Genomic DNA, 22,035 nt, shown 5'->3' with positions numbered 1-22,035 from the left:
CGATATCGGTTTGCAAGTGCATGGCTGCGTTCCACCTGGTCGCAGCCGGTTCCCGCAATGCTGCCGCAATGTTACAGGCGGTAGAGTGCCTCCACCAAGGCCGAGGTACCGGATCATGCGGATTCTGCTTGTCGAGGACGAGGCCGAGATGGCCTGTGCGCTGGCGTCTGCGCTGAAGCGCTACGACATGGTAGTGGACCACGCTCCCACGCTTGCGGAAGCAGAAGAGGCCATTTCCGCCGATGTCCATGCCGCCGTCCTGCTCGACCGCCAGCTCCCCGACGGCGACGGGCTCGCCCTGATCCCAAAGCTTCGAGCGCGTGCCGGCGGCGTGCCGATCATCGTCCTAACCGCACGTGGTGAACTCGCCGACCGCGTCGCCGGGCTCGACAGCGGCGCCGACGACTATCTGGCAAAGCCGTTCGCCGTCGAGGAATTGCTGGCACGGCTGCGCGCCGTGCTGCGGCGGCCTGCCGGCCTTTCTCCTGACATCATTCGTGCCGGCCGCCTCGCCTTCGAACTCGGCCATCGCGAGGCCAGCATCGACGGTCAGCCGTTCGAGCTGCCGCGCCGAGAGCTGCTGGTGCTAGAAGCCTTGATCCGCCGCCTGGGCCGAACCGTGCTGCGCTCGGCACTGGAAGAGGCGGTCTACAATTTCGACGACGAAGTCCAGTCGAACGCGCTGGACACGCATATCTCGCGGTTGCGCCGCAAGCTCGCCGAGGCGGACGCCGGTGTCGAGATCCACGGCATTCGCGGCGTCGGCTATCTCCTGAAGAAGCTGCCATGAGCAAGCACGACGATGCCTATTGCCTGCGCTCGCGGCTGAGCTGGCGCCTGCTCTCGCTCCAGGCCGCGCTGCTTCTCGCGCTCGTTGCCGTCGTCGTCGGAGCATTGTGCACGTCCGGTTTCGTGCTCGCCGAGCGCGACGAGGATCGCGTGATCGAATTGGTTCAGCGCGCGCTCGCGCGGGACGCGCAAGGTGGCCTGACCCTCCGGCCGACGTCGGACCTGAAACAATTGCGTAGCGAAACTCCCGACCTCTGGTTCCTGGTCCGCGACCGCCAGGGACATTCACTTGCCGAAGGTGCCGTGCCCGCCGAATTCGCAGCGATCGGCGGCGGCCTCGACCAGATCAGCCAGGCGCGGCTCGGCTGGCAGCTTTTCGAGGACGATCCGCGCAAGCCGGCGGCGCGGCTGAAGCGCGTCGACACCGAGGCCGGCAACGTGCAGATCATCACGGCGACGCAAGGACGGCTGACCGGCACCAAGGCGCTGGTCATGACCTCGCTTGCGTTTCTCGGCATCGCCCTGCCCGGCCTGCTCCTGATGGGAACGGCAACCTTCATCGCGACACCGATGATCGTGCAGCGCGCATTCAGAGGCCTCGATACCACGGCGGACCAGGCACGGCGGATCGACATCCAGCAACGCGGTGCGCGGCTGTCGGTGGACCGGATTCCGTTGGAGGTCGTGCCGCTCGTGACTGCAGTCAACGACGCGCTTGCGCGGCTCGACCAGGGCTATGCCCGCCACAAGCGTTTCGTCGCCGACGCCGCGCATGAGCTGCGCACGCCGATCGCGATTTTGAACACGCGGCTGGAATCGCTTGCCCCTGGGCCGGACAAGACCCGCTTGCTGGAGGACTCCGCGCGGCTGGCAACGCTTGCCGAGCAATTGCTGGACATCCAGCGGCTCGACCGCTGCGGCCATCCGTTCACGCGCGTCGACCTCGTCCGGATCGCGCAGGGCGCGGCTGCCGACCTCGCGCCGCTCGCGATCGCCGCAGGCTACGAGCTGGCGCTCGATGCACCGGCCACCCCAATCGAGACGATGGGCGATGCAGCCGCGCTGGAGCGCGCGCTGACCAACCTCGTGCAGAATGCGATTCAGCACGGCCCTCGCCGCGGCACGATCGGGATTCGCGTGGCTGGCCCCGCCAGCATCGAAGTCTCGGACGAAGGCGCGGGCATTCCGGCCGATCAGCGCGAGCAGATCTTCGAGCCCTTCTATCGGCTCGCACCGCTCGATCGCGGCGCCGGCCTCGGCCTCAACATGGTGCGCGAGATCGTGCTGCTGCATGGCGGCTACGTCTCGGTTGCGGACGGTCGAGGCGGCGGCACGTGCTTCAGGATCTCTCTGCCGCCAACCCGGCACAGTTGATTCAATTTCACCTCGGCATCCCAAGCGCAATGCTGTCGCAATGCACTCCGGCGACTCTTCGACTGCCTCACCTCTGATTGGCGAGGCACAACCAAGATGCCGGAGTGCACATGCCCAACGATTTCCTCTCCTTCTTCCTGTCCTGGCTGTCGGCCCCGCGTCGGGTGGGCGCGATCGCGCCGTCGGGCGCAGCGCTGGCCGATCTCATCACCCGCGAGATCACCGCATCGACCGGCCCAATTCTCGAGCTCGGCCCCGGCACCGGCGCGTTCACCTACAAGCTCCTCAAACGTGGCGTGCGCCAGCAGGACCTCACGCTGATCGAATACGGCTCCGACTTCATGAAATTGCTGCAGATCCGCTTTCCCAATGCGCGCGTCTTGTGGATGGATGCGGGGCGGTTGACGACGGAACGCCTCTACGACGGCGCGCCCGTCGGCGCCGTCGTCAGCGGCTTGCCGCTGCTCAACATGTCGACGCGCAAGGTCGTCTCGATCATCGGCGGTGCATTCAGCTATGTCCGCCCAGGCGGCGCCTTCTATCAGTTCACCTACGGCATGAGCTGCCCGGTCCCGCGGCCCGTGCTCGACCGGCTGGGCCTGCGCGCAACGCTCGTGGACCGCGCCATTCTCAATGTGCCGCCAGCCGCCGTCTACAAGTTGACGCGACGGCCACAGATGAAGCTCGCCACGAGATCGCCGGCGCCCGATGCCTCAACGCCGGTCGAGCCAGAGCCGACGCTTTCGCAGGCCTAGCCAGAACAGCGCACTGGGGCCTTACACCAGCCGGCTCTGCACCATCGCCGCCTGGATGAACGAGGCGAACAGCGGGTGCGGCTCGAAGGGGCGCGACTTCAGCTCGGGGTGGAACTGGACGCCGATGAACCAGGGGTGATCCTCGTACTCGACGATTTCAGGTAACACGCCGTCGGGCGACAGGCCGGAGAACTTCAGCCCGTGCTGCTCGAGGCGGTCCTTGTAGGCGGTATTGACCTCGTAGCGGTGGCGGTGACGCTCGGAAATCTCGGTCGCGCCGCCATAGACCTGCGAGACGCGGCTGCCGCGGCTCAGCGCCGCGGGATATGCACCGAGGCGCATCGTGCCGCCGAGATCGCCGGCCTGCGAGCGCTTCTCGAGCTCGTTGCCGCGGAGCCATTCCGTCATCAGGCCGACCAAGGGCTCCTTGGTCGGGCCGAATTCGGTGGAGTTGGCCTCCTCGATGCCGACGAGATTTCGCGCGGCCTCGATCACCGCCATCTGCATGCCGAAGCAGATGCCGAAATACGGCACGTCGCGCTCGCGGGCGAATTGCGCCGCGCGGATCTTGCCTTCCGCGCCGCGCTGGCCGAAGCCGCCGGGCACCAGGATGCCGTTGACATGCTCGAGGAACGGCGCGGGATCTTCCTTCTCGAAGATCTCGCTCTCGATCCAGTCGAGATTGACCTTCACCTTGTTGGCGATGCCGCCGTGCGAGAGCGCCTCGATCAGCGACTTGTACGCATCCTTCATGCCGGTGTACTTGCCGACGATGGCGATGGTGACGTCGCCCTCGGGATTGCGAATGCGCTCGTTGATCTGCTGCCAGCTCTTGAGCACCGGCGGGATTCGCGATTCGACGCCGAAGGCCGCGAGCACTTCGTCATCGAGGCCCGCCACGTGATAGGCCTCAGGCACCGCGTAGATGCTGTCGGCATCGCGCGCCTCGATCACGGCGCTCTCGCGCACGTTGCAGAACAGCCCCAGCTTGCGCCGCTCTTCCTTTGGAATCTCGCGATCGGTGCGGCAAAGCAGGATGTCCGGCTGGATGCCGATCGAGCGCAGTTCCTTCACCGAGTGCTGCGTCGGCTTCGTCTTCAGCTCGCCGGCGCTCGGAATGTACGGCAGCAGCGTGAGGTGGATGTAGATGGCGTGATCGCGCGGCAGCTCGTTCTTGAGCTGGCGGATCGCCTCGAAGAATGGCAGGCCCTCGATATCGCCGACGGTGCCGCCGATCTCGACCAGCACGAAATCGTAATCGTCATTGCCGGAGAGGACGAATTCCTTGATGGCGTTCGTGACGTGCGGAACCACCTGAATGGTCGCGCCGAGATAATCGCCGCGGCGCTCCTTGGAGATGATGTCTTGGTAGATGCGCCCCGTGGTGATGTTGTCCTGCTTGGTCGCAGGCCGCCCGGTGAAGCGCTCGTAGTGACCGAGATCGAGATCCGTCTCCGCGCCGTCATCGGTCACGAACACTTCGCCGTGCTGATACGGCGACATCGTTCCGGGATCGAGGTTGAGATAGGGGTCGAGCTTGCGGAGGCGGACCTTGTAGCCCCGGGCCTGCAGCAGGGCACCGAGTGCCGCTGAAGCCAAACCCTTGCCGAGCGAAGAAACCACGCCGCCGGTGATGAATATGTACCGCGCCATGGGGCTTAACCTCTAATCCCTCGAATTCGATTCGCCAAAGCGATTCGTATTCCGCCCGAAAGATTCTGCGGGCCTGTGGGTGAGCCAGAACTAAGAGTGGTGACAGAGCCTTGATGGGGATTGTTGATGCAGGACGGTAGCAGTCGCCCTGCATGGCCCCCCTGCTTTATTGCGAACGGGGCACCTGCGGGCCGCTCGGTGCCGGGGCCTGCTGCTGCTCATCGGCCTTCTTCAGCGAATCGAGGATGCCGCCAGATGTCGGCGGCGCGATCGGCCCGCCGCCGGCCGGCTGGGTCTGCGACGCAGGCGCGCCGATGATCGACGTCGGCGCGCGGCTATAACCTGCGTGCCAGGACAGGAACAGGCTGGTGACGAAGAAGCCCGCGGCCAGGATCGCGGTGGTTCGCGACAAGAGATTCGCGGTACCACGGCTCGACATGAAGCCCGCGCCTCCGCCCATGCCGAGGCCGCCGCCTTCCGACTTCTGGAGCAGGACGGCGCCGATCATGACGGCGACGATCATGAGGTGGATGACGATGACAACAGTCTGCATAGTGCCCTTCCGTCACAAGCGGGCGGCGCCTGACGGCGGCCGATCGCGCTTCGCGGGTTTTCCTGAAGTTGCGCGGTGTTACACGATCGGAAACGGCATTGCCACCCCCGATCGGCCAACACCCCGCTTCGAATAACCAACGGTTTGAATTAGCTAGGGGCAGCCCTTCGCAATCGCAAGGAAATCGGCCGCCTTCAGGCTGGCGCCGCCGACCAAGGCGCCGTTGACGTTCTTGACCGCCATCAGCTCGGCCGCATTCGAGGGCTTGACCGAGCCGCCATAGAGGATCCGCATCATGGCGCCGTCGGCCTTGAACCGGGAGGTCAGGAACTCCCGGATAAAGCCATGAATTTGCTTAACATCCTGGGCCGTGGGGGTCAGACCCGTGCCGATCGCCCAGACCGGCTCATAGGCCACGACCAGGTTGGCGGCGGTCGAGCCGTCCGGCAGCGAGCCGTCGAGCTGGCCGCGCAGGATGTCCAGGGTCTGGCCGGCATCGCGCTGGCCTTGGGTCTCGCCGACGCAGACGATCGCGGTGACTCCGGCGCGCCAGGCGGCCTCGGCCTTCTGCCTGACAAGGGCATCGCCCTCGCCATGGTCGGCGCGGCGCTCGGAATGGCCGACGATGATGGCGGTCGCGCCTGCATCCGCCAGCATTTCGGCGGCGATATCGCCGGTATGGGCGCCGGAGGCCTTGGGATGGCAATCCTGCGCTCCCACCGCTACCTTCCGGCCGCGTGCCTTGTCGGCGAAGGCCGCAACAAGGGTCGCCGGCGGGCAGACCAGGAGATCGGCCTTCCCGGCCACCTCTGCCGCACCGTTGAGCATGGCGTCGAATTCGGCAGCCGAGCCCTTCAGGCCGTTCATTTTCCAGTTGCCGGCAATCAGCGGTCGGATGGCGTCGGTCATGTCAATTTCCAGCGAAATGAGGTTTGTGCATGCGCTACCAGAGCTGCCGCGGCAGTTCCAGATTCTTGTTTTGACGCGTTTTCCTGGCGCGAACCGGGGGCCAATCTGCTGGAAAACGCTTTGGGGGCTTTAACCGCAGCTTCAAGCGGCCGCGTGACCTGAGGTTGCGGGCGGAAAGCCGCCACTTTATGATGATTGATCAATTTGGTGACGCGCTTTTGCGGAATCTGCATTAAGACGCGCTCCCGTTCCCCTTCCTGCCAAACAAGTTGGACCAAATGCTTCGAGGAATGCGCAAGGCCTCATCAAACTGGCTCGGCAAGACCATCATGGCCATCGTGATGGGCGTGTTGATCATCAGTTTCGGCGTATGGGGCATCGCCGACATCTTCAAGGGCTTCGGGCAGTCCACGGTGGCCAAGGTGGGCGGTACCGAGATTTCGCTGAATGAGTTCCGCCAGATCTACACCGACCGCCTGCAACAGATCGGCCGCCAGGTCGGCCGGCCGTTGACGCCCGACCAGGCCCGTGCCTTCGGCCTCGACCGTCAGGTGCTCCAGCAGACCATCGCCGAAGCCGCGCTCGATGAAGAAGCGCGCCGGCTCGGGCTCGGCCAGTCCGACGAGCAGATCCGCCAGTTCATCATGAACGACCCCAACTTCAAGGGTGTCAGTGGCAACTTCGATGCGAACCGATTCCAGGCGGTGATCCGCAATTTCGGCTACACCGAGCAGCGCTACGTTTCCGAACAGCGGAAGGTGTCGCTGCGCCGCCAGATCACCGGCACCATCGGCGCCGGCCTCGAGCCGCCGAAGGCCATGCTGGACGTGCTGACGCGCTTCCAGAGCGAGCAGCGCGCGATCGAATTCGTCAAGCTCGACGCCGCGCAGGCCGGCGCCATCGACGCGCCTTCGCCCGAGGCGCTCGCCGCATATTTCGAGGATCACAAGGTCCAGTTCCGCGCGCCCGAATACCGCAAGATCTCCTTCGTCGTGCTCTCGCCGGAAGAGATCGGCAAATGGAGCGAAGTCTCCGACGAGGACGCCAAGAAGGTGTTCGAGCAGCGCAAGGACCGGCTCGGCACGCCGGAGAAGCGCCAGATCCACCAGATCGTGTTCCCCACCCCCGCCGAAGCGGCGACCGCACGCGAGCGCCTCGCAGGTGGCACCTCGTTCGAGGACCTCGGCAAGGAGCGCGGGCTGACCGCCTCCGACGTCGACCTTGGGCTGGTGACCAAATCCTCGCTCGACCCCGCGGTCGGCGATGCGGCGTTCGCGCTGCCCGCCGGCGAGATCAGCCAGCCGATCCAGGGTCGTCTCGGCACGTCCATCGTCAAGGTCGACAAGATCGAGCCGGGCAATGAGGCGAACTACGCGAGCCTTGCCGGTGACATCAAGCGCGAGATCGCCACGGAGCGGGCGCGCGTCAAGGTCGCCGATCTCCGCGACAAGATGGAAGACGAGCGCGGCGGCGGCTCCAGCGTGATCGACGCCGCGCAGAAGCTCGGCCTCACCGCCGTGACCATCGATGCCGTCGATCGCTCCGGCCGCGCCCCGAACGGCCAGCCGGTCGCCAGCATCCCGCAGGGCCTCGATGTGGTGTCGCAGGCCTTCAACACCGATGTCGGCGTCGACAACGACTCGATCTCGTTCAAGGGCGGCTACGTCTGGTACGACGTGCTCGCCATCACGCCCTCGCGCGATCGCAACCTCGACGAGGTCCGCGACCAGGTCGAGGCGCGCTGGCGCCAGGATCAGATCGCCGCCAAGCTGAAGGCCAAGGCGACCGAGATGGTGCAGAAGCTCGAACAGGGCGGCAAGCTCGCCGACGAAGCCGCCGCGGTCGGCGCCAAGGTCGAGACCGCCAGCGGCTTCAAGCGTGACGACTCGCCCGCCGGCGTGCCCGCGACCGTCGTGTCGGCCGCGTTCCGCACCGCCAAGGACGGCGTTGGACAGACCGCCGCAGGCGGCGGCGAAGTCGTCGTCTTCCGCGTCACCGACATCGTCGATCCCACCGTCGATACCGCATCCGACGCGGTGAAGAAGCTGAAGGACAGTCTCGACCGCGCGCTCACCGACGAGCAGGTCGCTTCCTATGTCAACAAGCTTCAAACCGACATCGGGACCACCATTAATCAGGCCGCCTTCGCGCAGGTGACCGGCGCGAACCAGTGAGTTGAAAGCACGCGATGGACGACCTGAAATCGATCATTGGAAAAGTGGCGACCGGCGCCAGCCTGTCGCGTGACGAAGCGGTCTCCGCCTTCGACGCCATGATGTCCGGCGAGGCCACCCCCTCGCAGATGGGCGGCCTCCTGATGGCGCTGCGGGTGCGCGGCGAGACCGTGGAGGAGATCACCGGCGCGGTCTCGGCGATGCGCTCCAAGATGCTGACGGTGACGGCGCCGCCCGATGCCGTCGACATCGTCGGCACCGGCGGCGACGGCTCCGGCTCGGTCAACGTCTCGACCTGCGCCTCCTTCATCGTCTCGGGCGCCGGCGTGCCGGTGGCCAAGCACGGCAATCGCGCGCTGTCGTCGCGCTCGGGCGCCGCCGACGTGCTGGCCTCGCTCGGGGTCAAGATCGACCTCAGGCCCGATCAGGTCGGCCGCTGCGTTCGTGAGTGCGGCATCGGCTTCATGTTCGCCCCTGCCCACCATCCCGCCATGAAGAACGTCGGCCCGACCCGGGTCGAGCTCGCGACGCGGACCATCTTCAATCTGCTCGGCCCCCTGTCGAACCCTGCCGGGGTGAAGCGGCAGATGGTCGGCGTGTTCTCGCGGCAATGGGTTCAGCCGCTGGCGCAAGTGCTCAAAAACCTCGGCTCGGAATCCGCCTGGGTGGTGCACGGCTCCGACGGGCTCGACGAGATCACCCTCACCGGCCCGACCTTCGTCTCGGCGCTTCACAATGGCGATATCCGGAATTTCGAGGTGACCCCCGAGGAAGCGGGGCTGTCGCGCTGCGAGCCCGGTGCGCTGAAAGGCGGCGACGCCGACGCCAACGCGATCGCGCTGCAGAGCGTGCTCGACGGCAAGCCGAGCCCCTATCGCGATGTGGCGCTGATCAACGCAGCCGCCGCACTGATCGTGGCGGGACGCGCCAGGGACCTCAAGGAAGGCGTCGCCATTGGCACGAAGTCACTCGACAGCGGCGCGGCGAGCGCGCGGCTGAAACATCTGATCGCGGTCTCGAACGGCTGAGCCTGACATGTCGGACATCCTGACCAAGATCGAAGCGTATAAGCGCGAGGAGATCGCCACCGCAAAGCGCGCACAGCCGCTCTCGGCGGTCGAGGCGAAAGCCAAGGCGCAAGCCGCCCCGCGCGGCTTCGTGCGCGCGATCAAGGCCAAGCACGCCAAGGGCGACTACGCCCTGATCGCAGAGGTGAAGAAGGCCTCACCGTCGAAGGGGCTGATCCGCGCCGATTTCGATCCGCCGCTGCTCGCCAAGGCCTATGAGGCCGGCGGTGCCGCCTGCCTCTCGGTGCTGACCGACACGCCCTCGTTCCAGGGTCATCTCGACTTCATGGTGGCGGCGCGCGCGGCGACGTCGCTGCCGGTGCTGCGCAAGGATTTCATGTTCGACACCTATCAGGTGGCCGAGGCGCGCGCACATGGCGCGGACTGCATCCTGATCATCATGGCCGCGCTCGACGATGCAGTTGCCAAAGATCTCGAGGACGCCGCCCTCGCCTACGGCATGGACGTCCTGATCGAGATCCACGACCGCGCCGAGCTCGATCGCGCGCTCGCGCTGCGATCACCGATGATCGGCGTCAACAATCGCAATCTACGCACCTTCGAGACCACGCTTGCGACCAGCGAGGCGCTGGCGCCCCTGATCCCTGCGGAACGGCTGATGGTCGGCGAGAGCGGCATCTTCACGCCCGCCGACCTCGCCCGGCTCGAGCGCGTCGGCATGTCGACCTTCCTGGTCGGCGAAAGCCTGATGCGGCAGGCCGACGTCACTGCCGCCACGCGCACGCTGCTCGCGCGCGAGACCGCACGCGCCACGGGCGCGCGCTGACATGGCGCGCAAGCCGGTAAAGGCCAGGACAAAGGCCAACACAAAGCCCCTGTCTGCCCTCACCCATATCGGCGCCTCCGGAGAGGCGCGAATGGTCGACGTCTCGGACAAGCCCGCGACCGAGCGGCTTGCCGTCGCCGAAGGCCGCGTCCTCATGACCAGGGCGACGCTTGACCTCATCGTGTCGGGCAATGCCAAGAAGGGCGACGTGCTCGCCACGGCTCGCATCGCCGGCATCATGGCCGCCAAGCGCACATCGGAGCTGATCCCGCTCTGCCATCCGCTTGCGCTGTCGAAGGTCACCGTCGATATCGAGCCGGACGCAACGCTGCCGGGCTGCCTCGTCCGCGCCAGCGTGAAGGTGAACGGACCGACCGGCGTCGAGATGGAGGCACTTACCGCCGTGACGGTCGCCTGCCTCACCATCTACGACATGATCAAGGCGGTGGAGCGCGGCGTGCGTATCGAGGGCATCCACCTCGTCGAGAAGCTCGGCGGCAAGTCCGGCCACTACCGCGCCTGAAGATCGCGTTCACCTCAGCGGCGCGCTGATCGTGCCATCGCGCCGTTGAAGACCGCCAGTAGGCTGGATGGTTAAGCCCTGGTTGATCGCCGCGACCGGCGGGAAACGATGGCCGCAACAGCTCCCGGCGAATCCTGCGCGCTTCTCGTCCCGTGCATCGATCGCATTTGCGCATCGGATTTGCGCACGGCATTTCATGTCGCGTTAACCGCGCTTGCTAACTTCGCCTCCACATCGTGCCCGTAAACCAACGGATGTTATGGGATCAGGAATTGATCCTGGCGTGTGCACGGCAACGATCTACATCATGACGAACTACGGCAGCCGCCTTTTCGACCAGGCCTTCGTGCGCAGCGGCCCGATCCGCTGGCTCGTTGTGGGCGGCACGCTGCTGATCGCGGCCATCGCCATCGGCTCGGTCCTGATGGCGCAGAATTTCCGCGAGCGCGCTCTGCGCAACAGCGAGCGCGAGCTGAAGAACACCGTGCTGCTGCTGGCTCATCATTTCGATCAGCAATTGCAGGATTTCGCGGTCATCCAGAAGGATTTCGTCGATCACGTCCGCGCCACCGGCATCAACACCGCGGAGGATTACCGCAAGCGTCTCTCGGGCCAGGACGTCCACCGGATGCTGCGCTCGAAGATCGAGGCGTTGCCCTACATGGGCGGCGTCACTGTCGTCGATGCCGAGGGCAATGTGGTCAACTCGTCGACGACATGGCCGGCCCCAAAGGTCAACGTCGCCGACCGCGCCTACTTCCGGACCTTCCGTTATGACCCCAATGCGCCCGATGTCCTGATCGAGCCGGTGCACAGCCGCATTTCCGGGGCATGGACGATCCTGATCGTCCGCAAGATCGTGGGACCGGGCGGCGAATTCATGGGCGTCGTCGGGCGCGGAATCGAGCCGGCGAACTTCGAGAGATTCTTCGAGTCCGCCATGCTCGGCGAAGGCGCCACGATTTCGATGCTGCATCGTGACGGTACGCTGCTCGCACGCTTTCCCCATTCCAGCGAGCTGATGGGGCGCAATTTCAGGAACGGTCCGTTCGAGCAGCAGCGGGTTTTCGGCCGCGACCATTTCGCCGGCCGCTTCATGAGCCCCGTCGATGGCGAGGACCGGCTGATCTCGGCCCGCGCCCTGCCCCATTTCCCGATCCTGATGATGGCCACGACGACACGCGCCGCGGCGCTGATGGACTGGCGCGAGCAGATCGGCATCCTGATCTCGGTCGCCGGCGCATCCGCGCTCGCCATCGCCGGCGTGCTGATCGCGATCGTGCGCAAGCTGCTCGAGCAGCATCGCGCCTCCCGCGAACGGCTGACGCTGGAAAAGCTGCGCCTCGATCGCGCCGTCAACAACATGACCCAGGGCCTGCTGCTGTTCGACGCCGAGCTGCGCCTCGTGGTATGCAACGAGCGCTACATCGAAATGTACGGCCTGTCGGCCGACGTGGTGAAGCCCGGCCGCAGCTTCCACGACATCATCGCCCATCGCAAGGCGACCGGCTCGTTCACCGGCGACACCGACGACTACGTCGCCCGCGTGCTGCGCGACATCCATGTGCGCAACTCCATGGTGGTCGACACCGCCGACGGCCGCTCGATCCACATCCTCAACGAGCCGCTCGCGGACGGCGGCTGGGTGGCGACGCACGAGGACATTACCGAGCGCCGGCGCATCGAGGAGCGCATCACCCATCTTGCGCATTACGACGCGCTGACCGACCTGCCCAACCGCACCATGTTCCACGAGCATCTGCGCGGGGAGCTCGCCGCCATCGGCGCCGGCGAAGAGATTGCGGTGCACTACATCGACATCGACGAATTCAAGGGCGTCAACGACGCGCTCGGCCACCTCGTCGGTGACGAGCTGCTGAAGTCGGTCGCCGCAAGCCTGAGCCTTTGCGCAGGCCCGGCGGATTTCGTGGCGCGGCTCGGCGGCGACGAATTCGCCATCGTCCAGAGCGCGGTGACATCACTCGACCAGGTCAACGACCTCGTCGCTCGGGTGTTCGAGGCGATCCGTACGCCGTTCGACTGCATGGGCCATCATCTCACCTCCGATGCCAGCATCGGCATCGCGCTGGCGCCGGGACATGGAACGGCGCTGGACCAGATCCTGAAGAACGCGGACATGGCGATGTACGCCGCCAAGGCCGCGGGACGCCGCACCTATCGGTTCTTCGAGCCGGAGATGGACGCCAAGGTCCACGAGCGGCGGCAGCTCGAGATCGACCTGCGCCACGCGATCGCCCAAGGCGGGCTCGAAGGCGGCCTCGAGGTCTACTACCAGCCCTGCCTCAGCCTGAAGGACGACCGCATCACCGGCTGCGAGGCGCTGGTGCGCTGGCGCCATCCCGAGCGCGGCATGGTCTCGCCCGCGGAATTCATCCCGATCGCCGAAGATACCGGCCTGATCAACGAGATCGGCGAGTGGGTGCTGGCAACCGCCTGCCGCGATGCAGCCACCTGGCCCGACGACATCCGCCTCGCCGTCAACGTCTCGCCGGTGCAGTTCAAGAGCGGCACGCTGGCGCTGAAGATCATTTCGGCGCTGGCCTCGTCCAATTTGCCGGCGAGCCGACTCGAACTCGAGATCACAGAGGCCGTGCTGATCCGCGACGACGACACCGCGCTTGCGATCCTGCATCAGCTCCGCGCCATCGGCGTGCGCATCGCCCTCGACGATTTCGGCACCGGTTACTCCTCGCTGAGCTATCTGCACCGCTTCCCGTTCGACAAGATCAAGATCGACCGCTGCTTCGTCAACGACATCGCCGGCCCCGACGGCTCCGCCAGTATCGTGCAGGCCGTCGTCAACCTCGCAGCCGCCCGGCGCATGACCACCACGGCCGAGGGTGTCGAGACCGAGGAGCAGCAGCGCCTGCTGCGGACGCTCGGCTGCTCCGAGATGCAGGGCTATCTGTTCAGCGCCGCGAAGCCCGCCGACAAGGTGATGGAGCTGTTCGCGCTGCATCGCAGCCGCCTCGCCCAGCGCGACGGCGCGGAAAGCCGCCGCCGCGAGGCCGGCTAGGTCTGTCCGGGCGCGACAGCCGCGATGAAGCGACCTTTGCGGCTATAAAACCGAGCCGAGACGGCGTCCCAAAACGAATTCGCCCGGGAGCGGTCATCCGCTTCCGGGCGATATCTGAAAATCGTCAATAAGATTTAGTTCGGCACAGCCGCCTTCGGCGCGGGCTTCGCGGCGACAGCATTCGCGGTGACGCCGTGCAGGAAGTCGTAGGCCGCATGCAAGGCCTTGTCGTCCTTCTCTTCCGGCGGGACGTAGGACTGCGAGCCGGTCTGCTCGGTGCCATCGGCGGCCTGTAGGTGGCCGCGCATCTGCGACTCCGCCATCGTGTCCATCCGGCCCTTCAACTCGGGCGGCACGTCCTGGAGAATCTCGATGTCGGGCGCGATACCCTGAGCCTGGATCGAACGGCCCGACGGCGTGTAATAGCGCGCCGTGGTCAGCGCCAGCGCGCCGTTGCCGGTGCCGAGCGGAATGATGGTCTGCACCGAGCCCTTGCCGAACGAGCGCGTGCCGATGATCGTGGCGCGCTTGTGGTCATGCAGCGCGCCGGCCACGATCTCCGAAGCCGAGGCCGAGCCTCCATTGACCAGCACCACCAGCGGCTTGCCCTTGATGAGGTCGCCGCCATGCGCAGTAAAGCGCTGGGTCTCTTCCGGATTGCGGCCACGGGTCGAGACGACTTCGCCGCGCTGCAGGAACGCGCTCGACACCGACACGGCCTGATCGAGCAAGCCGCCCGGGTTGTTACGCAGGTCCATCACGTAGCCGACGAGCTTCTCCTGCGGGATGTCCTTGGAGATCGCGGCGATCGCCTTCTTCAGGCCATCGGTGGTCTGCTCGTTGAACGAGGTGACACGGATATAGCCGATGTCGCCGTTCTCCACGTGGAAGCGGACCGGGCGAACATGGATGATCTCGCGCTTGATCGCGACGTCGAGCGGAGAGTCTGCGCCCTTGCGCACGATGGTGAGCTTGGTCTGGGTGTCGACCGGGCCCTTCATCTTGTTGACCGCTTGCTCAAGCGTCATGCCCTGCACGGCATCGCCGTCGATCTTGCTGATGAGGTCACCGGACATGATGCCGGCCTTGGAGGCTGGCGTGTCGTCGATCGGCGAGACGACCTTCACCAGGCCCTCTTCCATCGTGACCTCGATGCCGAGCCCGCCGAACTCGCCGGAGGTGGTCTCCTGCATCTCGGTCCAGGCCTTGTCGTTCATATAGCGCGAATGCGGATCGAGCGAGGTCACCATACCGGTGATGGCGCCTTCGATCAGCTTGGCATTGTCGGGCTTCTCGACGTAGCTCGCCTTCACCCGCTCGAACACTTCGCCGAACAGATTGAGCTGGGAGTAGGCATCATCCGCGCTTGCCGCCGCCCGTGCCGCCCAGACGCCGCCGTGCGGACTGGCTACCAGAAGGGTCAGACACGCTCCCGTGAGCGCACCCAGGGGGAACAGCAGGGATTTCCGCATGGATCAGGTAGCCTTTTTGCTTCGCCGTTCTGGGGCAGAGGAAGCCGCCATGCAAATGGCGATCCAGCCCGCTTCTCACAATACCATTCTGGTTTCTTCAAGGCCGGGATGCCACGCTGGCTGGTACACCGTAAAAATCCCTTCGCCCGGACCTGAACTTTTGGCAACGTTCCGGGGCCATTTCGCAAGGCGGGAATCGGTCGGCCCACCCTCACCTTGCAGCTATGCGAATTTAGGATGGTTTTGGAGGGCCGGACACGATAGGCGATGACCATAACACTTCAAATTCTCGGGAGGACAACAAATGAACGACGCGCCCCGCATCCGGCCGGAAAGGAACGTCGAGCTCGGCTCCAGCAACGAGCCGTTCCAGAACCTGCACGAATTCATCCGCAAGGCGCGCGCCAACCTCAACCAGAACGCCTGGGACTATATCGTCGGCGCCGCCGAAACCGAGACCACGATGCGCCGCAACCGCATGGCGCTGGACGAGATCGCCTTCCGACCGCGCGTGCTGCGCGACGTGAGCAAGGTCGACGGCTCGGTCGAGCAGTTCGGCCGCAGGATGCGGCTGCCGGTGGTGCTCGCCCCCGTCGGCGCGCTCGAGATCTTCGATCCGGACGGCGCGGCAAGCGTTGCGCGCGCCGCCGGCACTTTCGGTGCGGCGCACATGCTGAGCTCGGTGTCCGAGCCCGGCCTGGAGAAGACCGCCGAAGCCGCCCCGGACGCGCTGCGGCTCTACCAGCTCTATGTGCGCGGCGATGACGCCTTCGTCGCCGATGTCGTCAGCCGCAGCGAGAAGAACGGCTACGCCGCCTTCTGCCTGACGGTCGATACCGCCCATTACAGCCGTCGCGAACGTGACATCGCCAAGCGCTATGTTCGCGAAAGCCGCCTGCGCGCCACCGGCGGCGACTACCAGAAGGGCCTGGAGTGGCGGACCGTGAAGATGGTCAAGGACAGATTCAAAATTCCGCTGATCCTCAAGGGCATTGCCACCGCCGAGGACGCCCGGATCGCGGTCGATCACGGCGTCGAGTGGATCTACGTCTCCAATCATGGCGGCCGCCAGCTCGATCACGGCCGCGGCGCCATGCATGTGCTCCCGGAGATCGTCGATGCCGTGAAGGGCCGCGCCAAAATCATGGTCGACGGCGGATTCTGCCGTGGCACCGACATCGTCAAGGCGATCGCGGCGGGCGCCGACATGGTCGGCATCGGCCGGCTGCAATGCTGGGCCTTGGCGGCCAACGGCGAGGCCGGCGTGACGCGGATGCTGGAACTGCTGGAGGACGAGGTGCTGCGCTGCCTCGGCCTGCTCGGCGCCACCTCGTTCGCCGAAATTGACAAGTCCTGCCTGCACCAGGCCACCGCAACCAATGCGCCCAGCGTGTTCAGCGCGTTCCCGCTGTTCGACCACGATCCGTATCGCTACTGAGTGAAAGGATACAGGTGAACTCGCTCTCTCCCGGCAGCGCGGACGCGCTTCTGTTCGATCTCGGGCGCGTCGTGCTGGACATCGACTTCTCCAAGGCGATCGCCTGCTGGGCGGGACATGCCGGCTGCCCGCCCGAAGCGATCGTCGCGCGCTATGTTCGCGACGAGGCCTACCGGCTGCACGAGGTCGGCAAGATCAGCGACGAGGACTACTTCGCCTCGCTGCGCTCGTCGCTCGGGATCGGCATCTCGGATGCGCAGTTCCTCGAGGGCTGGAACGCGATCTTCGCCGGCGAGATGCCTGACATCGCCGAGCTGTTGCCGCGCGCGGCGAAGCAGCTGCCGCTCTACGCCTTCTCCAACACCAACCGGCCGCATGTGGACTATTTCTCGAAAGAGTATGCCGGGCTGCTCGACCATTTCCGCGGAGTGTACCTGTCGTCCAGTATCGGCCTGCGCAAGCCGGATGCGGAGGCCTTCGACCACGTCGTGGCGGCAATGGGCGTGCCGGCGAGCCGGATCGTGTTCTTCGACGATCTCGCCGAGAACATCGAGGGAGCCCGGGCATGCGGCCTGACCGCAGTGCACGTGACCTCGGCGACGGATGTCGGCAACGCGCTGAGGGCGCTCGGGATCTGACACAGAAGCAAACGGCCAATTCCCCGAACAATTTCAGCCGGCAATTCGGAACCAAAACACTCTGTGCAATTTTATACGCAGTTCCGGGAACGAATGCCCGCTTGCGGACTCATGAGTCTGTTGGGAATTTGGGATCGGACTTATCATCGTGCTGGGCAAAACCTACCTCACCAAGCAGGCCTCCCTGCTGATGAAATTCGCCAGAACCACCTCGGATTCTGACCTTTCCGCAAAACTGATCAGCAAGGCCGCCGACCTGAAAGCCCAAGCCGACCCGATGCCCGACAGGGACCAGGGCGCCGCAGCGCCGGATGTCAGTCCGCGCAGGTAGCCAAGGACGTGACCGACGCTAGCCGTGGCGCTCGTCATTCTCGTGCTTGCCATGGCCAAGCTGTTGCCGGTCTGTCTCGCCTCTCGGATCATGCCGCGGCGGAGCTGACGTCTATCCTTCGTTGACGTCCCCCTTCCTCCGCAAAGCAGACGACGCAGGATAAGTCATCCTGCGCCATCGCTGTTTTGCCTCCGCGCCTGCACTCAGCTAGAACTCTCGCCGCCGATTTGCAGAACGTGCTCGCAGGAGTCTTACCCGTGGCCTTGATGCCGGTTTCCGATGCGCTTGCCTCCGTGCTGGCGGGTGCAGAGCCTCTGGCCGAGGAAGCGGTCGCCCTCGACCAGGCCTTTCACCGCGTGCTCGGGCGCGATGTCGCGGCGCGGCGGACGCAGCCGCCGCAGGCGATGTCGGCGATGGACGGCTATGCGGTGCGCGCGGCCGACGCGGCGAAGATCGATTCCCAACTGACCGTGATCGGCGAGGTCGCGGCGGGCCGGCCGTTTGCGGGAACGGTCAGCGCCGGCGAAGCGGTGCGGATCTTCACCGGGGGCGTCGTTCCTGATGGTGCCGACGCCATCGTGATCCAGGAGGATACGGTTGCCGAGGGCAAGCGCGTCACGATCAAGGAAGCCGCCGTGACCGGGCGTCATATCCGTCCCGCCGGCGTCGACTTCTCGGAAGGAGACGTGCTGTTGCGCAAGGGGGCCCGCCTCACCGAGCGCGACCTCGCGCTCGCCGCCGGCATGAATCACCCGCATTTGCCCGTCCGCCGCCGTCCGAAGGTCGCCATCCTCGCCACCGGCGACGAGCTGGTGATGCCGGGCAGCGCGCCGGGTCCCGGCCAGATCGTCTATTCCAACGGCTACGCCCTGCACGCGCTCGCCCGCAGCGAAGGCGCCGACACCATCGACCTCGGTATTGCCGCCGACACACTTGCAGCGACCACAGCCGGCATCCGGCGTGCCCGCGAGAGTGGCGCCGATATCTTGATCACGACCGGCGGCGCCTCGGTCGGCGACCATGATCTGGTCCAGCAGGCGCTGCGGGACGAAGGCGTCTCGATGGCGTTCTGGAAGATCGCGATGCGACCGGGCAAGCCGATGATGAACGGCCGGCTCGGGGCGATGCGCGTGATCGGCCTGCCCGGCAATCCCGTGTCATCCTACGTGTGCGGCTTCCTGTTCATGGTACCGCTGATTCGTGCGCTGTCGGGCCGCTCGGTGATTCATCACCGCCGCGAGCGCGCGGTGCTCGGCCGCGACGTCCGCGCCAATGACCAGCGCGAGGATTATCTGCGCGCACGCCTCGAGCTGCGTGATGACGGCACGCTCGCTGCCATTCCCGTCAATCACCAGGATTCCTCGCTGCTTTCGAATCTCGCTGCAGCACAGGCACTTCTCGTGCGCGCGCCGTTCGCGCCGATGGCCGAATCCGGCACGCCCTGCGAGGTGCTGCGACTGCCCGTCTGACCGCCTCGTTCGCATGCGTTCTGCGAACTCTGCAGCGTTCACGGTAAATTAAGCAGTTGCGGAACATGTATCGAACATATAGTGTCCGTTCATGATTTGTTTCGAGCATGTAGCGGCTTACTGCTGAATTCAGCGTCTCGGAATCGGACGACATCAACCGGGGGATTTTGGTCGAGATGTTAACGCGCAAACAATACGAGCTTCTGCGATTCATCAGCGAACGGTTGAAGGAAAGCGGCGTGCCGCCCTCCTTCGACGAGATGAAGGACGCGCTCGATCTGCGCTCGAAATCGGGCATCCATCGTCTGATCACCGCGCTCGAGGAGCGCGGCTTCATCCGCCGGCTGCCGAACCGCGCCCGCGCCATCGAGGTGATCAAGCTGCCGGAGCTTCAGGCCGCCGCCGGCAGCCGCCGCGGCTTCACGCCGAGCGTCATCGAGGGCAATCTCGGCAAGGTGCGCACCACCTCCAGCCCGCCCGCCGACGAGGGCGAACGTCCCGTCGCGGTGCCGGTCATGGGCCGGATCGCAGCCGGTACGCCGATCGAGGCGTTGCAGACCCGCAGCCACACCATCAGCGTACCGCCTGACATGCTCGGCTCGGGCGAACATTACGCGCTGGAAGTGCGCGGCGATTCCATGGTCGACGCCGGCATCCTCGACGGCGACATGGCGCTGATCCAGCGCAACGAGAGCGCCGACACCGGCGATATCGTCGTGGCATTGATCGACGACGAGGAAGCGACGCTCAAGCGCTTCCGCCGGCGTGGCGCCTCGATCGCTCTCGAGCCCGCCAATGCGGCCTATGAAGTGCGCATCCTGCCGCCCAACAGGGTGAAGATCCAGGGCAAGCTGATCGGGCTCTATCGCAAGTACTGAGCAAATGCTGAACCTGTCGCCCGACCGCCGATTTGCGAGCGCGCGTTGACGATTGGAGCGGACGATTGTCCGCTCCCGCTGGATAGTCTTTCTGGTTTCGCGCAGATTATCCGGCCCTTCTTCCGGCGCTACATCCTCGACACGCCGCACAAAGCAGCGCTGCTTTGCGGCCTCAGGGCCCGAGGGGACGTCATGCGCAAGATCATCTCAAGTATAGTCGCGGCGGCGCTGATCGCAGCATCAGCGTCGCAGGCCTTTGCCGCACAGGCACGGCGCCCGATCCGCAAGGAGACAGTGGCCAGCCAGCAAATCCGCAGTGCCCACAACGCGACCGAGCAGTCCTCGCAACCGGGCTGGCAATATTCCGGCTGGTCGGCGCCTGCTGGCCGCTGACACGCGCGGCCTTTATGCACGGAAGCAGGCTTTGGTCCGGTGCATCCGAAAAAGATAATGTGATCGCAGATTGCGGCGGCGAGCCGCAGATTTGCCTACAACCGGGCAGACGCTTGGTGCTTCCACTCTGATAGAGGCCTCCGCCTCAGAAGAGGCGCGGGCTGCTATCTCGCATGAGGAGCACCCCGATGTGTGACTACAGCCTGCATGCCGTCGCATCGCGTCCCGCGGAAGTCGGCGAGACGATCGTCTCGACAACCTTTCGCGGCACCTCGACGCGAGGCTTTGCCTCCGCAGCAGATCCGGCCGTTGCGGTCTGCCTGTTGCCGGGAACGGAGCTCGCCTTCGCCGACAATGTCCGCTACGACAATCGCTGGATCTGGACGCGCAGCGTCAACTCCCGCGTCGGCAAGTTCGGCAAGATCGATCCGCACATTCCCGACCGTCATCATGATGCGATCGAATTCCCCGACGGCAAATACGTGCTGGTGACGCAGCTCGTCGAAGGCCAGCACGCGACCGTGCTGCAACTGCCGGTGACCCAGCCACTTGGCGAAAATAAGCCGCAGTCCAACGCCGACGGCCGACCGACGGTCACCCGCCTACCGATCGGCTGACGCAGCCATCCCCGGCCTTCCAGTCGGGACACAGGATTGAAATCGCCATCGCCGGCCGAGGCCGGCGACACGGATTGGCTTGCGTCTCCAAAACCCGAAGCGGCGAAGCCAGCCCACCATTCCTCCCCGCCGCACGAAGTTTGCGCGGTCCTGCCTGAATTTTGAACGTCCGTTTCCGCAAACAAATGGCCGATGCTGTCCCGGCTGGTGTCTTGGTTCGAGGCGGCGGGCACGTTCGATGAAGACCTTCATTCGCGTCGTTGAACTCTGGGTGCCCGACCGGACGCGGATGCGGTTGGAATTCGGCGGCGGCCTCTACAGCCAAGGGTTATCCGCGTTCAAGGCCGCCAGCGAAGATCTGCGTTTCGGGTATGACGAGGGCCTTCCCGGCAAGGCCTGGGCCTGCGGCCATCCCGTGATCCTCACCAAATTCGCCAACTCCTACTTCAAGCGGACCGATCAGGCCCTCGCAGCCGGCCTCACCTGCGGCGTGGCCGTGCCGGTGTTCGCCGGCGAATTCCTGCAAGCCGTCATGGTGCTCTTCTGCGGTGACGACGAGGCACATGTCGGCGCGATCGAGCTCTGGCACAACGACGCTCAAATCTCCCACGAGATGGCGCTGGTCGACGGCTATTACGGCGCGGCGGAGATGTTCGAGTTCAACTCCCGCCACACCAAGTTTCCGCGCGGCTTCGGCCTGCCCGGCCGCACCTGGAAAGCCGGCCTGCCGCTGATCATCAAGGATTTGCACGACGCCAAGAGCTTCCTGCGCTGGGAGGACGCTGCCAAGGTCGGGATCAATCTCGGTGTCGGCGTGCCCTACCGGACCGGCGCCGATCAGACATGGGTCCTGACCTTCCTCTCGGCGCAGGCAACGCCGATCGCGCGACGCTTCGAGATCTGGGTCCCGAACGAGGCCCGCTCGGCGCTGGTGTTTCGCGCCGGCGATTGCAGTGCGCAGAACGACCTCGCCGCGCTTTATGCGGATAAATCCATCGCCAGGAGCGACGGCAGCATCGGCGGCGCCTGGGCTACCGGCATGCCCGCGCTCAACGACGCGCATGACGGCTCGATCGCGGCAGCTCAGGCCCGCACAGCTGGGCTGAGCCAGATGGTGGCCCTGCCGGTGATCGGGAACGCCCGGCTCGAAGCCGTGCTCGCCTGGTACCTGTAAGCCG

The 22,035-nt window shown here is 65.5% G+C and carries 21 protein-coding genes; 16 read left to right on the top strand and 5 right to left on the bottom strand.

Going from position 1 to position 22,035, the window contains the following annotated elements; genetic code table 11:
• Positions 1-115 precede the first annotated feature (115 nt).
• The 3 genes from WHZ77_RS15840 (at position 116) to WHZ77_RS15830 (ending at position 2,918) form a co-directional block, all read left to right on the top strand.
• Positions 116-790: a response regulator transcription factor gene (locus tag WHZ77_RS15840; RefSeq protein ID WP_015685862.1), complete on the top strand. Its 675-nt coding sequence runs from the start codon at positions 116-118 to the stop codon at positions 788-790.
• Positions 787-2,163 carry a sensor histidine kinase gene (locus WHZ77_RS15835; protein ID WP_375314459.1) on the top strand — a complete coding sequence of 459 codons (1,377 nt, stop codon included), beginning with the start codon at positions 787-789 and terminating at the stop codon, positions 2,161-2,163. Before WHZ77_RS15840 ends, WHZ77_RS15835 begins: the two co-directional genes overlap by 4 nt.
• 110 nt (positions 2,164-2,273) lie before the next feature.
• Complete coding sequence (locus tag WHZ77_RS15830; RefSeq protein ID WP_375314458.1) at positions 2,274-2,918, top strand: class I SAM-dependent methyltransferase; 645 nt, start codon at positions 2,274-2,276, stop codon at positions 2,916-2,918.
• Positions 2,919-2,939: 21 nt separating this feature from the next.
• On the opposite strand, the gene WHZ77_RS15825 is transcribed toward WHZ77_RS15830, so the two are convergent.
• From WHZ77_RS15825 to WHZ77_RS15810, 4 genes are all read right to left on the bottom strand, one after another.
• Positions 2,940-4,571, bottom strand: a complete 1,632-nt coding sequence (locus WHZ77_RS15825; RefSeq protein WP_375314457.1) for a CTP synthase — start codon at positions 4,569-4,571, stop codon at positions 2,940-2,942.
• 166 nt (positions 4,572-4,737) lie between these two features.
• Complete coding sequence (secG, locus tag WHZ77_RS15820; RefSeq protein ID WP_375314456.1) at positions 4,738-5,124, bottom strand: preprotein translocase subunit SecG; 387 nt, start codon at positions 5,122-5,124, stop codon at positions 4,738-4,740.
• A gap of 153 nt (positions 5,125-5,277) precedes the next feature.
• Positions 5,278-6,033, bottom strand: coding sequence for a triose-phosphate isomerase (gene tpiA, locus WHZ77_RS15815; protein ID WP_375314455.1), 756 nt, complete (start codon positions 6,031-6,033; stop codon positions 5,278-5,280).
• Positions 6,030-6,266, bottom strand: a complete 237-nt coding sequence (locus tag WHZ77_RS15810) for a hypothetical protein (RefSeq protein ID WP_375314454.1) — start codon at positions 6,264-6,266, stop codon at positions 6,030-6,032. The genes tpiA and WHZ77_RS15810 overlap by 4 nt, the downstream gene beginning before the upstream one ends.
• Before the next feature lie 45 nt (positions 6,267-6,311).
• Between WHZ77_RS15810 and WHZ77_RS15805 the strand changes: the two genes are divergently transcribed.
• The 5 genes from WHZ77_RS15805 (at position 6,312) to WHZ77_RS15785 (ending at position 13,621) form a co-directional block, all read left to right on the top strand.
• Positions 6,312-8,207: a SurA N-terminal domain-containing protein gene (locus WHZ77_RS15805; protein ID WP_375314453.1), complete on the top strand. Its 1,896-nt coding sequence runs from the start codon at positions 6,312-6,314 to the stop codon at positions 8,205-8,207.
• A gap of 14 nt (positions 8,208-8,221) precedes the next feature.
• Positions 8,222-9,235: an anthranilate phosphoribosyltransferase gene (trpD, locus tag WHZ77_RS15800; protein WP_375314452.1), complete on the top strand. Its 1,014-nt coding sequence runs from the start codon at positions 8,222-8,224 to the stop codon at positions 9,233-9,235.
• A 7-nt stretch (positions 9,236-9,242) separates the two neighbouring features.
• Complete coding sequence (trpC, locus tag WHZ77_RS15795) at positions 9,243-10,061, top strand: indole-3-glycerol phosphate synthase TrpC (protein ID WP_375314451.1); 819 nt, start codon at positions 9,243-9,245, stop codon at positions 10,059-10,061.
• Position 10,062: 1 nt separating this feature from the next.
• Entirely contained in the window at positions 10,063-10,584 is a 522-nt protein-coding gene (gene moaC, locus WHZ77_RS15790) for a cyclic pyranopterin monophosphate synthase MoaC (RefSeq protein WP_375314450.1), read from the top strand.
• Positions 10,585-10,888: 304 nt separating this feature from the next.
• A complete protein-coding gene (locus WHZ77_RS15785) occupies positions 10,889-13,621 on the top strand; it encodes an EAL domain-containing protein (protein ID WP_375314733.1) in 2,733 nt (910 codons plus the stop codon).
• 134 nt (positions 13,622-13,755) lie between these two features.
• Here the strand turns inward: WHZ77_RS15785 and WHZ77_RS15780 are convergent, their stop codons facing one another.
• Positions 13,756-15,093 carry a S41 family peptidase gene (locus WHZ77_RS15780; protein WP_375314449.1) on the bottom strand — a complete coding sequence of 446 codons (1,338 nt, stop codon included), beginning with the start codon at positions 15,091-15,093 and terminating at the stop codon, positions 13,756-13,758.
• A 304-nt stretch (positions 15,094-15,397) separates the two neighbouring features.
• On the opposite strand from WHZ77_RS15780, the gene WHZ77_RS15775 reads away from it, so the two are divergent.
• From WHZ77_RS15775 to WHZ77_RS15740, 8 genes are all read left to right on the top strand, one after another.
• Positions 15,398-16,531: an alpha-hydroxy acid oxidase gene (locus WHZ77_RS15775; protein WP_375314448.1), complete on the top strand. Its 1,134-nt coding sequence runs from the start codon at positions 15,398-15,400 to the stop codon at positions 16,529-16,531.
• 8 nt (positions 16,532-16,539) lie between these two features.
• Positions 16,540-17,169: an HAD family hydrolase gene (locus tag WHZ77_RS15770; protein ID WP_375314732.1), complete on the top strand. Its 630-nt coding sequence runs from the start codon at positions 16,540-16,542 to the stop codon at positions 17,167-17,169.
• Between the two features lie 148 nt (positions 17,170-17,317).
• Positions 17,318-17,500: a hypothetical protein gene (locus WHZ77_RS15765; protein ID WP_375314447.1), complete on the top strand. Its 183-nt coding sequence runs from the start codon at positions 17,318-17,320 to the stop codon at positions 17,498-17,500.
• Between the two features lie 257 nt (positions 17,501-17,757).
• Positions 17,758-18,969, top strand: a complete 1,212-nt coding sequence (gene glp / locus WHZ77_RS15760; protein WP_375314446.1) for a gephyrin-like molybdotransferase Glp — start codon at positions 17,758-17,760, stop codon at positions 18,967-18,969.
• Positions 18,970-19,145: 176 nt separating this feature from the next.
• A complete protein-coding gene (lexA, locus tag WHZ77_RS15755) occupies positions 19,146-19,847 on the top strand; it encodes a transcriptional repressor LexA (RefSeq protein ID WP_375314445.1) in 702 nt (233 codons plus the stop codon).
• Between the two features lie 45 nt (positions 19,848-19,892).
• Positions 19,893-20,240, top strand: a complete 348-nt coding sequence (locus WHZ77_RS15750) for a hypothetical protein (RefSeq protein WP_375314444.1) — start codon at positions 19,893-19,895, stop codon at positions 20,238-20,240.
• A gap of 188 nt (positions 20,241-20,428) precedes the next feature.
• Entirely contained in the window at positions 20,429-20,857 is a 429-nt protein-coding gene (locus tag WHZ77_RS15745; RefSeq protein ID WP_375314443.1) for a hypothetical protein, read from the top strand.
• Positions 20,858-21,095: 238 nt separating this feature from the next.
• On the top strand, positions 21,096-22,031 hold the full coding sequence (locus WHZ77_RS15740) for a GAF domain-containing protein (RefSeq protein ID WP_375314442.1): 936 nt from the start codon (positions 21,096-21,098) through the stop codon (positions 22,029-22,031).
• Positions 22,032-22,035: the final 4 nt, after the last annotated feature.

This window comes from Bradyrhizobium sp. A5 (genome assembly GCF_042076515.1).
In the GTDB taxonomy this organism is placed as follows: Bacteria; Pseudomonadota; Alphaproteobacteria; order Rhizobiales; family Xanthobacteraceae; genus Bradyrhizobium; species Bradyrhizobium cosmicum.
Note: the sequence above shows the minus strand (reverse complement) of the source record. Positions and strands in the feature narration are given on the sequence as shown.